The organism is Micromonospora sp. DT231, from assembly GCF_049847025.1.
In the GTDB taxonomy this organism is placed as follows: Bacteria; Actinomycetota; Actinomycetes; order Mycobacteriales; family Micromonosporaceae; genus Micromonospora.
This window is the reverse complement of record NZ_JBNCNO010000002.1, coordinates 696,545-710,666: the sequence shown is the minus strand read 5'-3', so window position 1 is coordinate 710,666 and position 14,122 is coordinate 696,545. Positions and strand designations below refer to the sequence as shown.

The following is a 14,122-nucleotide window of genomic DNA, read 5'->3' as shown; positions in this document are numbered from 1 at the left end:
GGTATAGCTGATCAACGCCGGCGGGACTCGGCGACGAAGACGCCGCGACCTGGACGACCCACCAGCACACCGTCGCCACGCAGCCTCGCCACCGCCCGGTGAATGGTCGACACCGAGACGTCGTAGTGGTCGGACAACTCCTGGGTGGATGGTATCTGCGACCCGGGCTGGAACTCGCCCGCCTTGATCCGGCTCAGCAGATCGTTGATCAACTCGTCCATCGTCGGCGGAATCGGCACCTGGTGGCCCCTTGCAGTCGGTTGGCCCGCCCAGTATCGAGCACCAGATGAAAGAGCGGCAACAACTGAGTGCGATGCGGCAGCCAGTGCCTTAGCGAGGTTTGACAGGTAGGAGAGCGTTGACAGAGGTGAGAGGTATCGGTAGCGTCGCTCTCGGTGATGCGGTGCTGCTGCGGTCGGTTGGCGCCTCTCGTACCGGTCTCGCATCGCCACCGGGACCCTCACCCGCCGCGCTCCCCCAGCGCGGCCTGCTGCCGCACCTCCGGAGCGGCCGCGGGGCGGGGCGGTCTCCGCCGAACGCAACCGGCGGAGGCCGCCCCCGTACGTCGATCCATCCGACGAAGGGCAGTCACCGTGCGCAACCTGATCCGTCAGCCGGGCCCCCGCGACGAAGAACGTCCGATGCGAGAGCGCACGGCGGCGCGGACGGTCCGGTCGGCGAACCGCCGCCTCCGATGAGCGACCGCTGGGTGATCCACCTGCCGATCACCGCGCCGGACCTGCTGCGCGCGCGGATCTTCGCGCGTACCGCGGCTCGGGTGTTGGTCCGACTCACCGCGCGTGTCGAACCGGGCGGGGTGACCGTCTCGGCGGAGGACCAGCAGGGCGTACATCATTGGGTGTTCTGTGACCGACCGCTGCCCGGCGGCGGGCGGTGTGGGCTGCCCACCGACCACACCGCGCGCTGCGCGCGACGCCCGCGCTGACACGCAGCCGGCGGCCAGCGGCGCGCGGCCAGCGGCATCGGCGCGCGGCCAGCGGTGCCGACTCGACCGATCCTGGCGGTGACGCTCAACGGGAGAAGCCGCGCACGAGCACGGCCAGCCGCTGCTCGTGGCCGGCACGGCGGAGCCGGCCGCTGCGCATCAGCGTGACCAGACCGTGCAGACCGCTCCAGAACGTCTCGGTGAACGTCTCCAGGTCGTCGTCCCCGGCGGCGGGGCGCACCGTCTCGGCCAGCTCGGCGAAGCCTCGGGCCAGGTCGGTCGGGACGCTCTGACTGGCGAACGGCAGGTCCACGGCGAGGGTGAACATCGCGTCGTAGAGCGCGGGACGCCGCTCGGCGAACGCGACGTACGCCGCCGCGACGTCGGCGACCGCCTGCCGGGGATCGGCGGCCGAGGCGCGGGCCGAGGCGAGCGTGGTGGCCAGCTCGGCGAAGCCCTCGACGGCGACGGCCGCCATGATGGCGTCCTTGCCCTTGAAGTGGCTGTAGAGGACGGGCTGGCTGTACTCGATCTCGGCGGCGAGCCGCCGGGTGGTGACCGCGTCCCAGCCCTCCGTCAGGGCCAGGTCCCGGGCCGCGGCGACGATGGCCCGTTCCCGTTCCGCCCGTTCCCGCTCCCGGCGTGCCTGCGTCGACATGACAGCGACTCTAGCACCGCTAGCGATCCTGTCGATGCTCTGCTAGCGTCGCTCTTACATCTAGCAGCGCTAGCAATTGGAGCGGACCATGTTGACCCCCCTCGCCTACGGGCTCGCCGTCGTGCTCAACCTCTTCGTCGTCTTCATCGGTGCGCGGTTCCTGCTGGTGCCCACCGCGTCGGCGGCCGGGTACGGCGTACCGGCCCGGCCGGACGGAGATCGGGCCTACCTCACCGTCAAGGGAGTACGCGATCTCAGCTACGGGCTGCTCGGCCTCGCCCTGATCGCCTTCACCAGCGCCGACGCGGTCGCCTGGTTCATGCTGGTCGTCGCGCTCGTCCCGCTGGGCGACACCGTCATCGTGCTCCGCATCGGCGGAACAAAGGCCGTAGCCTTCGGCATCCACTTCGCCACCGCCCTCGTCGTCCTCCTCGACGCCGCCCTACTGTTCGCCCTGTAGCCACCGGCCGGACCAGGCCGGACCAGGCCGGACCAGGCCGGACCGCGCCTTGATCGACTCGGCCTCCTGAAAGTCGGGGCAACCGGGGCAGGTTGATGCCGCGGTTTCACGGAAGCCGAGTCGATCAAGGCGCGGGAGCACCCGCCGCCGGACGCGGGCGACGCCGCCGGACGCGGGCGACGCGGGCGCGTTACGACGTGGGGGGTGGGCAGCGGTCGGGGAGGGTGACCTCGCCGGGGTGGTGGTCGAAGGTGTCCATCGTGAACCACTCGTCCAACTCCGGGTCGAAGAGGTTCTGTAGGCCGAACTGCAACACCTGCCACCACCGGGTCGGGTCCCGCTGGTCGACGTAGATGTCGCCGAGCGCGAGCGGAAACCGGAAGAACTCCCCTGGCACTGTGGAACCGCCGACGACGCCGACCCGCCAGTGGTCGACGTGCCGGTCCTGGGCACCCTGCAGGACCTCCGGTCCCACGTACCGCGCGGTCTTCAGTTTGTCGTTGAAGATCTGCCGGTTGAAGAACCCCGGCACCTTGCTGCACGCGCGGGGCGGGAAGAGCGGGATGTTCGGCCACTTGTAGGTGAGCGTGTAGAGCGTGTTCTCGTAGATCAGGTTGGTGAACCAGATCGGGTGTTCCGGGCCGCCGGCGGTCATCTGGCTGTTGCCGTCCCGGCCCTGCCAGCTGAACGGCACGTCGATGCCGAGGTCCCGCACGATGTACCGGCCGGTGCCCTGGAAGTCGGCGGGAAGCAGCGGTGGGCGCGGGTCGCGTGGGTCGGGGGCGGTGGGGCCGTCGGCCTGGGCCGCGCGGGGCAGCGGCGCCGCCGCCGGACCGGGCGCGACCACGCCGAGGGCGAACAGGCCGGCGGCTACCGCCGAAACCAGAGCCCGCCGGGTACGCCTCGACGCCATGTCCCCTCCGCCAACGTGCACAGTGGCCGGCGCACTGACCGTGCGTGCCTTCGGCGAAGCGTAGGAGCGGGAGAAACGTGAGAGCGGGCGGAACGGACGGCCTCCACCGGACGGGTGACGCACCCCGATCAACTCGGCTTCCAGAAAGTCGCGGCATCCCGGACAGGTTGATGCCCCGGTTTCACCAAAGCCGAGTTGATCAGAGGACCCGGGTCACCCGCTCGGCGGCGACGACCGCGTCCCGCCGTGTCGGGTCGAGGTTCGCGCTGATCACCACTGACGCGCCGGCCGAGAGGGGCGCGAGAAGCCACTTCAACGGCTCCTCGTGCTCGGCGGCGTCGACCAGCAGACGGTCACCGGCGCGCAGGTCCAGCATCTTCGCGTACTCCTTGGCGATCGCGCCCCACTGCCCGTAGGTGGTGCCGTCGGCGGTGGCCGGGTCCGACGGCCGGATCGCGGTGTGGTCGGGCGGTGCCTCGCCGTGGCGAAGCACCTCGGCGGACCAGTCCAACCAACCCAGCGGCACGTCGGCCAACCGCCCCGGGCCGGTGCCGACGAGATAGCGGTGTGGCGCGTCCGGCACGTCCTCCAGCCAGTCGTCCTGCCGCTCCGGAGTCACCAGGACCGCGTCGAACGGCCGGTCGCCGCCGGGTTCGAGCACCGCCAGGCCCGCGGTGGCGCGCGGTCGGAACGACACCGCCAGGCCCGAGGCCCACGCGCCCAACAACACCGCGGCGGTACGCCAGTGCGGCGGCAGTAGCACCGCTACGCGGCTGCCGGGGCCGAGACCGCAGCCGTCCCGCAGCAGGCTCGCGCTGCGCGCCGCCCAGGAACCGACCTGCTGTGCGGTCAGGTCGACACGCTCGCCGGTCGCCTCGTCGCGGTAACTGAGCAGGGGCTGCTCGGCATCGACGGGCTGGGCCGCCAGCTCGTCCGTGACGGTTGGCTGCATCTCCACGCTCCCCGGGTCGACGTCGACCCCACCCTACGCAACGACTTTGGTCGCGCCGATCGTCGCCCGATGGCCGTATCGAGTGGCCGGCTGGCCGGCGCACGGTGCAGGTGAGCCCCGAAACGCCGAGGAGCGCCCGTGCCCGCCGGACCCGATCCCGCCGAAGGCCCCGCCACCCACCGCCCTGCCACCACCGACCGACAGGCCGGCGCTGACCGCCCCGCCGGCGCTGACCACCCGGCCAGGACTGACCGCCCCGCCACCACCGACCGCCCGGCCACCACCGGCCGGTTGCCGCTGCGGCGGCGGCTCCTGCCCGTGATCGCGTTGCTGCTGCTCGCGCCGTGGGCGGCGGAGTGCTCGTGGGGCGGCTTCGCCATCGACGACTTCCTCCCGGTGCTGATCTTCCTGGGTCCGATGTACGGCGGCGCGGCGATCCTCATCCGAGAGACCGCCCGGCACCTCGGCGCGGGCTGGCCGACGATCGTGCTGCTCGCCGCCGCGTTCGGCGTACTCCAGGCCGGGCTTGTCGACCAGTCGCTGTTCAACCCCGACTTCCTGGACGACACCCAGTACGCCGACACCCGGGCCGCCGCCGAGGCGACGCTGGTGCCGGGGCTCGACTTCAGCCTCCGGCAGGCATTCGACTACGTGGGTAACCACATCGTGCTGACGATCTGCGCGCCGATCGTCCTCATCGAGTCGTTCCTCGGGGCGGACCGCCGCCTTCGGCCCTGGCTGGGCCGAACCGGTCTCCTCGTCGTCGGTCTGGTCTACCTGCTCGGCAGCCTGTTCATCTTCTCGAACATCAGCGGGGACAAGGTCTTCCTGGCCAGCCCACTCCAACTGACCTTCGCGGCGTCGCTGGTCCTTGCCCTCGTCGCGACGGCCCTGCTCCCGCGCTGGCGCCGCCCCCGCCCGCGCCGGACCCGCCGGGCGCCGCACCCGCTGTGGGTCGGCCTGCCCGTCGTCCTCGTCCGCCTCGGCTCCGACGTGACGCCCGGCTGGCCGGGGATGATCGTCGCGCTTGCGCTCGCCGCCGTCGCCGGAGGGCTCATCGCGTACCTGTCGACGCGCGGCGGTTGGGGGCAGCGGCACGTACTTGTCGCCGGCAGCGCGGGCCTGGTCATGGCCGCCGCGTTCGCGTACGTGGTGCCGCCGTACTCCCCGGCGAGCCCGGCGGCGGCCCTGGCCGGCGACATCGCGGTCACCGTCGTCACGGTCACCCTGGTCGTGGGTGCCTGGTGGCGGCTGGGACGTGCTTCGCCGACTGTTCATGTCGGCGCAAGCTGACGCTCCCCCACGACTGTCAGCCTCCGTGCGGGTACGACCTAACGGAGGAAGTCCTTGACTCTCAGAAGAGCATTCACCGCGCTCACCGCAGCCGGTGTCGCCGCCGCCAGCCTGACCGGGGCCACCCCCGCGTCGGCAGGCGGGCACCACCACCACCACCCGCCGCTCGCCTTCGACCGGGTCGCCACGTATCCGGTGTTCCAGAACCGTCCCGCCGGGGAGGACCCGACCACCGCGACGGTCGCCGAGATCTCGGCGGTCAGCGAGGACGGCCGCACCCTCATCCACACCGACGCGCTGGCCCGGCGCATCGGCTTCCTGGACATCTCCCGTGCCGACCGACCGCGCGGCCTCGGCACACTCTCCCTGGCACAGCTCGGCGACGCCGAGGACGAGCCCACCTCGGTCGCCGTGGTGGGTCGGTACGTGCTGGTGGTGGTGAACACCAGCGGCAGCTACACCGCGCCGTCGGGTCGGCTCGACGTGATCGAGCTGGCCAGCCGCAAGCGGGTCGCCAGCTTCGACCTCGGTGGCCAGCCCGACTCGATCGCGATCAGCAAGGACAAGCGGTACGCCGCGATCGCCATCGAGAACGAGCGCGACGAGGAGGCCACCCCGCCCGGCGGCGCGGAGGGCGACCTGCCCCAGGCCCCCGCCGGCTTCGTGCAGATCGTCGACCTGAACGGGACGTCCCCGACCGGTTGGCGGCTGCGTCCGGTCGCGCTGACCCGCGCCGACGGGAGCGCGCTGCCCGCCCTGGCCCAGGCCGGTCTCGCCGCGCCGACCGACCCGGAACCGGAGTACGTCTCGATCAACAACCGCAACCAGTTGGCCGTGACGCTCCAGGAGAACAACGGCGTTGCCCTCGTCGACCTGCCCACCGGCCGGCTCACCTCGGTGTTCAGCGCCGGCACCGCAACGATCAATGGGATCGACACCAAGAAGGACGGTGTCATCGACCTGACCGGCAGCATCACCGACGTGCCCCGCGAGCCGGACGCGGTGGCCTGGGTCGACGACCGTTACCTGGCCACGGCCAACGAGGGTGACTGGCACGGCGGGACCCGTGGCTGGTCGATCTTCGACAGCCGCACCGGACACGTCGCCTGGGACGCCGGCAACACCTTCGAGCGGCTCGCCGTCACCTACGGGCTGCACAACGAGGACCGGGCCGGCAAGAAGGGCACCGAGCCGGAGGGCGTGGCCGTCGCCGAGTACGGCGGGGTGCGCTACGCGTTCGTCGGCTCGGAGCGCAGCAACTTCGTCGCCGTCTACGACCTGGGCAACCCCACGAAGCCCGTGTTCCGGCAGGTGCTGCCGACCACCAATGGGCCGGAGGGGCTGCTGCCCATCCCGTCGCGCGGGCTGCTCGCGGTCTCCAGCGAGGAGGACGACGCCTCGGTGAACGTCCGCGCCTCGGTGTCGCTCTTCCAGCTCGGCACGGGCACCCCGGAGTTTCCCAGCATCGTCTCCGGCGCGGACCGCACCGGCACCCCCATCGGTTGGGGCGCGCTCGGCGCGCTGAGCGCGGTGCCGGGCAAGCGGGACCAGCTCTACAGCGTCACCGACGCGGCGTACAGCCAGACCCGCATCCTCACCATCGACGCGAAGCGGTCACCGGCCCTGATCACCGGCGCACTACCGGTGCGGGACACGGCCGGCACCCCTGTCGGGTACGACGCGGAGGGCATCGTCGCCCGTCCGCAGGGCGGCTTCTGGCTCGCCGTCGAGGGCGCCAAGGGCGCGGAGAACAAGCTGGTCCGGCTCGACGCCGCCGGGGTGACCCGGCAGACCGTCACGCTGCCCGCCGAGGTCGCCGCCGGCCTGGGCAAGCAGGGCCTGGAGGGCGTCACGGCGACCACCGACCGGCAGGGCCGGGAGATCGTCTGGGTGGCCGTGCAGCGGGAGCTGAGCACCGACCCGGCCGGGATCGTCCGGCTGGGCCGCTACGACGTCACGGCGGGCACCTGGAGCTGGTACGGCTACCGGTTGGGTGCTACCAGCACGCCCGGTGACTGGATGGGCCTCTCCGAGATCACCGTGGTCGGCGACCGGCTCGCGGTCATCGAGCGGGACAAGCTGAACGGTCCGGCCGCCGCGGTCAAGCGGATCTACACGGTGCCGTTGCCGGGCGCGGCGGCGACCGGCCCGCTGACCGTGCTGCCGAAGACGCTCGCCGTCGACGTGCTGCCCGCGCTGCGCGCCACGAACGGCTGGACCCAGGAGAAGCTGGAGGGCCTGACCGTTGCCGGCAACGGCGAGGTGTACGCGATCACCGACAACGACGGGGTGCAGGACGCCACCGGCGAGACGGTGCTGCTGCGGCTCGGCTCCAGCCGGAAGGTCTTCGGGCACCGCTGATCGGCAGCGCTCGGATGGGTCACCTCGGCCCGGCGTCCACAGGCGTGGACGCCGGGCCAGCGAGCCGGGTGGCACACTGAGCGCCGTGACGGCAGCGACCCGCGACAGTGCCCCGACGAGCGAGACCGAGGGCGCGGACCGAGGTCTGGAACGCCTGGTCTTCTTCTCCGACGCGGTCATCGCGATCGCGATGACGTTGCTCGCGATCGAGCTGCCGCTGCCGGAGGGCGACGGCGACGCGGCCCGCTGGCGTTCGCTCGGCGAGCTGCTCACCGGGGAGTACCTGTCGTTCCTGCTCAGCTTCGTGGTGATCGGCGCCTTCTGGTGGGTGCACCACCGGCTCTTTCAGCGGGTGGCCCGGCTGGGCCCGTGGATCGCCTGGCTGAACCTGCTCTTCCTGTTCACCATCGTCGTCCTGCCACTCGCCACCCGGCTGCACCGCGAGGAGGGCGCCGAGCAGGTGGGCGTCGTCGCGTACGCCACTGTGGTCGTTGCCGTCGGTGCCAGCCTGCTCCTGCTGCTCTGGCAGTTGCACCGCGCCGGACTGCTCCGACCGGACGCCGCGCCGGGAACGGCGATGGGGACCGCTCGGGCCATCGCGGTACCGGTGTTCGCCTTCGCGATCTCGATCCCGATCGCGTTCGTCAGTACGGCCGCCGCGCAGTACACCTGGCTGCTGCCCGTCGTGGTGCTCGTCGTCGTCCGCGGCTACCACCGGTGGCGGCGGGTCTAGTCCGGCAACGGCAGTAGGCGAATTTCGTTCGGTTCGCCTACTGCCGTCGCAGAACCAGGTGGCGGGCAACCCTGAAGGTTAGGCAAGCCGCCGGGCGCGGGTGGCGGTGACCGTCGCGGTGCCAGTGCTGGACAAGCCGGAGATCAGGTACGCCCGGTAGGTGCCGTTCGGCAGCACCGTCCACAGGTCCGGGGTGCCGTCGGCGTTGATGTCGGCAGCCTGCAGCGTGCTGATCGCGACGCCGGTGTTCCAGTTCGTCGCCACCCGGTACTGGGTGTGCGTCAACGTGCCGGTGCCGTCACCGTTGTCGACCATGGTGACCCCGGTCCACAGGTACAGGTGCCCGGTGCCGGCGTTACGCAGGAAGAGAGCCACCCCCGACGCGGTCTCGGTGCTGGCGATCGTCCAGTTCTGCCAGTCCGCCGCGCCGGTCGGCGTGGGGTTGGTCAGGTCGGTGACACCGAAGTAGAGGCCCGCCGCGTGGAAGTTGGGGTGGTAGCCGAGCCGGTAGCCGTTTGTGGCGTCGCCGGCGATGCCGAACAGATCCGGGATGCTGGTGTCGACGCCGTCAGCCTGGAACGCGTTCGCGAGTTGCAGGGGGCTGTTGCCGTTGGCGTCGGCCAGAAACTCGTACGGGATGGAGACCTGGTTGTTGTAGGGGCTGGGCATCGTGCCGTCTCCGGCACCGCGGAGGACTCCGCCGGTACCGGCGGAGTTGCCGGTCGGATAGTAATAGAGGAAGTCCTGGCGTTCGGTGCCGGTGAAGCGGCCGGTGATGACCTGGGCGCCGTCGAAGTCCGCTCCGGACTCGTCTCCGGTGGCACCGTTGCCGAGTAGGCCGATGTTGGTGGCCGGAGTCTGCACCTTGCCGGTGCCGACGCCGGTCTTTCGAGACTTCAGGCCGAGCGCCGACCAGACGCCGGAGGCGAGGCGGGTGCCCGGGCCGCCGACAGTGACCAGGTCGGCGACGCCGTCACCGTTGAGATCCTTGTCGACCGGACCGGTGGTGACGGTGGGCGTGGGCTTCGCTGCAGCCTGGGCCGGCAGGGCCGGGGCGAGCGCGGTCAGCGCCAGCGCCACGGGCGCGGTCCAGGCCAGCAGGCTGCGGGATGTGAAGGACTTGGTCAAGGGTTCCCCCCGTGTCGTTGGGCGTTGCGGCTCGGACGGTAGCTGACAAGAGCAACTGTCACGACCCGTGCAAACCCGTCCTCCGGGGCCTTGGTCCGCGCTAGCTCGACCGGCTGATGGCCGGCAGTTCCGGGCCGCCGTCGAGCAGTGGGGCGAGCAGGTCGTCGTACTCCTCGACCCGGGCCAGGACCTCGGCGGCGGTGAACTGGCGGACGGCCGGCTTCCGCCCGCGAGCGCCGGCCTCGACCTCGTCCCAGGTCAGCGGCGTCGACACCGACGGCACCGACTGGGCCCGCAGGGAGTACGGGGCGACAGTGGTCTTCGCCGCGTTGTTCTGACTCCAGTCGATGAAGACCTTGCCGGGGCGCAGGTTCTTCGCCATCTTCGACACGATCAGCTTCGGATGCTCCCTCTCCAATTCCTGGGCGATCCGCCGGGCGTAGGCGGAGACGTCGTCGGCGGGCTGGGTGCCCGCGATCGGGCAGCAGAGCTGCATGCCCTTCTTGCCGGACGTCTTCGGGTACGACTCGACGCCGTCGGCGGCGAGCCGGTCACGCATCAGCACCGCCACCGGACAACACTCGGCCAGCCCAGCCGGCGGCCCCGGGTCCAGGTCGACGACCATCATGTCCGGGTGCTCGCCGACCTTCCACTGCGGCGTGTGCAGCTCCAGCGCTGCCAGGTTGGCCAGCCAGACCAGGGTGGGCAGGTCGTCGGCGACCACGTAGTCGATGGTCTCCCGACCCTTCGTCGACCCCGGGGCGGGCAGATTTTCCACACGTACCCAGTCCGGGGTCGCGGCCGGCGTGTTCTTCTCGAAGAACGACTTGTCGTCGACCCCGTTGGGAAAGCGGATCCGGGTCAGTGGCCGGTCCCGCAGGTGCGGCAGCAGCACCGGCGAGATGCGGGTGTAGTAGTCGATCACCTCACCCTTCGTGAACCCGGCCGCCGGATAGAGCACCTTGTCCAGGTTGGAAAGCTCCAGCGGGCGGCCCTCGACGTCCACCCGTAGCCGCTCAGCCGGCATCCTCGACCTCCTCCGGCGGCTTGTCCGGGCGCAACCGCAGCACCCGGGGGAAGCGCAGTCGGCCGTCCGGGGTGCGCTGGCCGTACTTCACCTCCACCACCACCCGGGGTTCTACCCAGATGGCGCCCCGGGCATCCTCGCGCGGCACACCCGGCGCGAACGGTGACACGCCGGAGCGCAGCGGCTCCAGCTCGGCGAGGAGCTGCCGTTCGATGGCCGCCCCGATCCCGCCGCCCACCCGACCCCGGTAGACCAGCCGGCCGTCCGGGCCGGGCACCCCGACCAGCAGCCCGCCGATCCGGCGCGCGCCCGGCCGCCAGCCGCCGATGACGAAGTCGCCGGTCACCTCCAACTTGACCTTCACCCAGTCCGGCGAGCGCACCCCCGGGCGGTAGACGGCACCGACCCGCTTGGCCATCACGCCCTCCAGGCCGTGCTCACCGGCCGCCTCGTAGGTGGCCGGGCCGTCGGCGAAGACCGGCGGCACCGCCCACCGGGTGCTGCCGAGGGTGAGCGCGTCCAGGGCCTCCCGGCGGCGCTCGTACGGCCAGCCGGTCAGGTCGTCCCCGTTCAGCCGCAGCAGGTCGAAGATCATGTACGTCACCGGCATGACCGCCGCCAGGCGGGCCGCCTTGTTGTGGTCCCGCACGTGCATCCGCTCGGCCAAGGCGGTGAACGACGGTTGTCCGCCCGCGCCGAGCAGCACCACCTCGCCGTCGAGCAGGGCGTCGTCGACCTGCTCGGGCAGGGTGGCCAGCTCGGGGTACGCGGCGGTGATCTCCACGCCGGAGCGGGCGTACAGGTGCTGGTCGCCGCCGGAGATGTCGGCGAGCGCGCGGACCCCGTCCCACTTGAACTCGTACGCCCAGCCGGCACCCGCCGGGAGCGGCCCGGTCATCGCGAGCATCGGCTTGAGCGGCGCGCCAGGCACGACCCGACTGTAGTAGCAGGCCGAACACCTCGCGTCCGGTTCTTCGGGATGCGAGCATGGTCGATACCGGGGAAGGGAGCGCAGGATGCGTGCCATCTGGAAGGGAGCCGTGTCGTTCGGGCTCGTCTCGATCGGGGTGAAGCTCTACTCCGCGACCGAGGAGAAGGACATCCGGTTCCACCAGGTGCACCGCGAGGACGGTGGCCGGATCCGCTACAAGCGCACCTGCTCGGTCTGCGGCGAGGAGGTCACCTACGACGACATCGCCAAGGGCTACGACATCGGCGGCGGCGAGATGGTGATCCTCACCGACGAGGACTTCGCAGACCTGCCGTTGACCAGCTCGCGCGCGATCGACGTGTTGGAGTTCGTGCCGGCCGAGCAGGTCGACCCGATCCTCTACAACAAGGCGTACTTCCTCGAGCCGGAGGGCACGGCCACCAAGCCGTACGTGCTGCTGCGCGACGCGCTCATCGACTCGGAGCGGGTGGCCATCGTCAAGGTGGCGCTGCGCCAGCGGGAGCAGCTCGCCACCCTGCGGGTCCGGGAGGGAGTGCTGCTGCTCAACACCATGCTCTGGCCGGACGAGATCCGTACCCCGGATTTCGGTTTCCTCGACGAGGACCTCAAGGTGCGCCCGCCGGAGCTGGCGATGGCCAGTTCGCTTATCGACTCGATGACCGGCGAGTTCGAGCCGGACGTCTTCACCGACGACTACCGGGCCGCGTTGCAGGAGGTCATCGACGCCAAGGTGGAGGGTCGGGAGGTCGTCCAGCCGGAGGAGGCCGAGGAGGCCCCGGCCGCGGCGGTGGACCTGATGGCCGCGTTGAAGGCGTCGGTGGAGCGGGCCAAGGCGGCCCGCGGCGAGCAACCCGCCCGTGGCGGTGGCGGTGAGCCGACGCCCATCTCGTCGGCCCGGTCGGCGCAGAAGGCGGCGGAGAAGAAGGCCGCCAAGGCCCCCGGGAAGAAGACCACGGCGAAGAAGACGGCCGAGAAGAAGGCGGCCGAGCCGGCGAAGAAGACCGCCGCCAAGAAGACACCCGCGAAGAAGGCGGAGCCGGCGAAGAAGACGGCCGCCCGCAAGAGCGCACCCCGCAAGAGCGCCTGACCGGTACGGCAGCGACGACGGTGTCCGGCGGGCCGGGTACGCTCCGCCGGCCGCTGGCCACCGGAGGAGCCCTCATGCCGTACACCCCTGACCTGGACCGGTTGTTGACGCCCGGCGCCCGCTTCACCGACCAGCACGGCGCGTACCTGATCGAGGTCCACCCGGTGGGCGACGTCGTGCTTCCCACCGGCCAGGTGGTGGGGTGTGACCCGCTGGTGTGCCCGGAGGCCGAGCCGTTCACGGTCACCGTGGCCCCGGGGCGTTATCCCGCCCGCGCCTGGGTGGCGGTGGTGCTCCGGGAGGACGCCGAGGTGGACCGGCGGGTGGCCGCGCTGGAGCTGGTCGTCTCCGCCGAGCCCACCGTCAGGTGGGAGCCGGCCGTCGCGGGCGACCAGGACGTCGCCACGCTCGGCGCGGACGACTACTTCGGGTACGGGGTGGACGCCGGCGCCGGCACCCTCGCCGACCCGACCGCGCTCGCCGCCCTGGAAGCGTGGGACGAGGACCGGATCGAGGAGGTCTTCGTCCCCGCCGAGCTGCCCATGTCGCCGGTGCGCGGGCTGATCACCGCCGTCCTGGACGAGGCCAGCGGCGCGAACGTCGTCACCGTGGCCACCGGTTGGGGCGACGGCTGCTACGGCACCTGGATCGGGCGTACCGCCGACGGCCGGGTCACCTCGTTCGTGACCGACTTCATGGTCGTCCCGGGATAACCGCCCGGGAAGATCCCGGAACTGCCGCGCTGGGCGATCCGAGGCGTCCGCGGCGGGCACGGTGGGCCGTGGTGCGGGTACCGTGTGCGTCGGCTTTCCCCCCGGCACCGGGTGCCGGCCACACTTCGCAGCAGGGAGTCGACGACGTGAGCGAGCGGACGCAGGAGAACCGGCCGGCGGACCAGGATCAGAGCCCGGCGACCAAGTCGGGGCGCCGGCTGGCCGCCCAGTTGGCGGCGAAGAAGGCCGCCGACCGGAAGCGTAAGCGCAACGCGGTGATCAGCGGCCTCGCCGCCGTCGTCGTGGCCGGAGGGTTGATCGCCGTCTTCGTGACGATCGGCGGCGGGGGCGACGACAAGCCCAAGAACCAGGCCGACGCGACCCCGTCCGCGACCGTCCCGGCCCCCGACGAGCCCGCCGCGCCGCCCGCCCCGCAGCTGCCCGCGGACGCCGATCCGGCGCTGAAGACCAAGCCCGCGGTGAAGCCGGGCACTGGCGAGCTCAAGAAGCTCGCGGTCATCCCGCTGATCAAGGGGACCGGCCCGGCCGTCAAGAAGGGCCAGAACATCACCACCAACTACGTGGGGGTGTTCTACAAGGACGGCAAGGAGTTCGACTCGTCCTGGAAGGGCGGACAGCCGGCCAGCTTCCCGATCGGCGTCGGCCAGGTCATCCCCGGCTGGGACCAGGGCCTGGTCGGCGTGACCGTGGGCAGCCGGGTGCAGCTCGACATCCCCACGGACCTGGCGTTCGGCAAGGACGCCGCGTCCAAGGGCGCGCCGGAGGGCCCGCTGCGCTTCGTGGTGGACGTGCTCGCCGCCCAGTGACCCCGTCCTGATCGTCCCGGTTGTCGCCGGGCTGCGATGGAGTTGTTCACATGGGGCTTCCGGCCCGTCACC

15 protein-coding genes are annotated in these 14,122 nt (G+C 71.5%); 8 read left to right on the top strand and 7 right to left on the bottom strand.

Annotated elements, in window-relative coordinates; genetic code table 11:
• Positions 1 to 11: 11 nt before the first annotated feature.
• Entirely contained in the window at positions 12 to 239 is a 228-nt protein-coding gene (locus ACPXBU_RS08170) for a winged helix-turn-helix domain-containing protein (RefSeq protein ID WP_425757505.1), read from the bottom strand.
• 455 nt (positions 240 to 694) lie between these two features.
• On the opposite strand from ACPXBU_RS08170, the gene ACPXBU_RS08165 reads away from it, so the two are divergent.
• Complete coding sequence (locus ACPXBU_RS08165) at positions 695 to 946, top strand: hypothetical protein (RefSeq protein ID WP_425757504.1); 252 nt, start codon at positions 695 to 697, stop codon at positions 944 to 946.
• 85 nt (positions 947 to 1,031) lie between these two features.
• On the opposite strand, the gene ACPXBU_RS08160 is transcribed toward ACPXBU_RS08165, so the two are convergent.
• Positions 1,032 to 1,604 (bottom strand): TetR/AcrR family transcriptional regulator, encoded by a 573-nt coding sequence (locus ACPXBU_RS08160; RefSeq protein ID WP_425757502.1) that lies wholly within the window; start codon positions 1,602 to 1,604, stop codon positions 1,032 to 1,034.
• An 88-nt stretch (positions 1,605 to 1,692) separates the two neighbouring features.
• Between ACPXBU_RS08160 and ACPXBU_RS08155 the strand changes: the two genes are divergently transcribed.
• Positions 1,693 to 2,064: a DUF4267 domain-containing protein gene (locus ACPXBU_RS08155; RefSeq protein WP_425757500.1), complete on the top strand. Its 372-nt coding sequence runs from the start codon at positions 1,693 to 1,695 to the stop codon at positions 2,062 to 2,064.
• Between the two features lie 190 nt (positions 2,065 to 2,254).
• Here the strand turns inward: ACPXBU_RS08155 and ACPXBU_RS08150 are convergent, their stop codons facing one another.
• On the bottom strand, positions 2,255 to 2,977 hold the full coding sequence (locus ACPXBU_RS08150; protein WP_425757498.1) for a hypothetical protein: 723 nt from the start codon (positions 2,975 to 2,977) through the stop codon (positions 2,255 to 2,257).
• A 199-nt stretch (positions 2,978 to 3,176) separates the two neighbouring features.
• Positions 3,177 to 3,929: a TIGR03089 family protein gene (locus ACPXBU_RS08145; RefSeq protein WP_425757496.1), complete on the bottom strand. Its 753-nt coding sequence runs from the start codon at positions 3,927 to 3,929 to the stop codon at positions 3,177 to 3,179.
• A gap of 138 nt (positions 3,930 to 4,067) precedes the next feature.
• Between ACPXBU_RS08145 and ACPXBU_RS08140 the strand changes: the two genes are divergently transcribed.
• From ACPXBU_RS08140 to ACPXBU_RS08130, 3 genes are all read left to right on the top strand, one after another.
• Positions 4,068 to 5,222, top strand: a complete 1,155-nt coding sequence (locus tag ACPXBU_RS08140; RefSeq protein WP_425757494.1) for a hypothetical protein — start codon at positions 4,068 to 4,070, stop codon at positions 5,220 to 5,222.
• A 54-nt stretch (positions 5,223 to 5,276) separates the two neighbouring features.
• On the top strand, positions 5,277 to 7,583 hold the full coding sequence (locus tag ACPXBU_RS08135) for an esterase-like activity of phytase family protein (RefSeq protein ID WP_425757492.1): 2,307 nt from the start codon (positions 5,277 to 5,279) through the stop codon (positions 7,581 to 7,583).
• A gap of 85 nt (positions 7,584 to 7,668) precedes the next feature.
• Positions 7,669 to 8,316, top strand: a complete 648-nt coding sequence (locus tag ACPXBU_RS08130) for a TMEM175 family protein (RefSeq protein ID WP_393365788.1) — start codon at positions 7,669 to 7,671, stop codon at positions 8,314 to 8,316.
• 78 nt (positions 8,317 to 8,394) lie between these two features.
• Here the strand turns inward: ACPXBU_RS08130 and ACPXBU_RS08125 are convergent, their stop codons facing one another.
• The 3 genes from ACPXBU_RS08125 to ligD (ACPXBU_RS08115) all read right to left on the bottom strand — a co-directional run bounded on the left by ACPXBU_RS08125 (position 8,395) and on the right by ligD (ACPXBU_RS08115) (position 11,402).
• Positions 8,395 to 9,444: a hypothetical protein gene (locus ACPXBU_RS08125; protein ID WP_425757490.1), complete on the bottom strand. Its 1,050-nt coding sequence runs from the start codon at positions 9,442 to 9,444 to the stop codon at positions 8,395 to 8,397.
• Positions 9,445 to 9,544: 100 nt separating this feature from the next.
• Positions 9,545 to 10,471 (bottom strand): non-homologous end-joining DNA ligase, encoded by a 927-nt coding sequence (ligD, locus tag ACPXBU_RS08120; protein WP_425757488.1) that lies wholly within the window; start codon positions 10,469 to 10,471, stop codon positions 9,545 to 9,547.
• Complete coding sequence (gene ligD / locus ACPXBU_RS08115) at positions 10,461 to 11,402, bottom strand: non-homologous end-joining DNA ligase (protein WP_393365783.1); 942 nt, start codon at positions 11,400 to 11,402, stop codon at positions 10,461 to 10,463. Before ligD (ACPXBU_RS08115) ends, ligD (ACPXBU_RS08120) begins: the two co-directional genes overlap by 11 nt.
• An 85-nt stretch (positions 11,403 to 11,487) precedes the next feature.
• On the opposite strand from ligD (ACPXBU_RS08115), the gene ACPXBU_RS08110 reads away from it, so the two are divergent.
• The 3 genes from ACPXBU_RS08110 (at position 11,488) to ACPXBU_RS08100 (ending at position 14,050) form a co-directional block, all read left to right on the top strand.
• Entirely contained in the window at positions 11,488 to 12,510 is a 1,023-nt protein-coding gene (locus tag ACPXBU_RS08110) for a Ku protein (RefSeq protein ID WP_425757486.1), read from the top strand.
• A 74-nt stretch (positions 12,511 to 12,584) separates the two neighbouring features.
• A complete protein-coding gene (locus ACPXBU_RS08105) occupies positions 12,585 to 13,223 on the top strand; it encodes a DUF4241 domain-containing protein (protein ID WP_393365779.1) in 639 nt (212 codons plus the stop codon).
• A gap of 146 nt (positions 13,224 to 13,369) precedes the next feature.
• Complete coding sequence (locus ACPXBU_RS08100; protein WP_393365778.1) at positions 13,370 to 14,050, top strand: FKBP-type peptidyl-prolyl cis-trans isomerase; 681 nt, start codon at positions 13,370 to 13,372, stop codon at positions 14,048 to 14,050.
• Positions 14,051 to 14,122 lie beyond the last annotated feature (72 nt).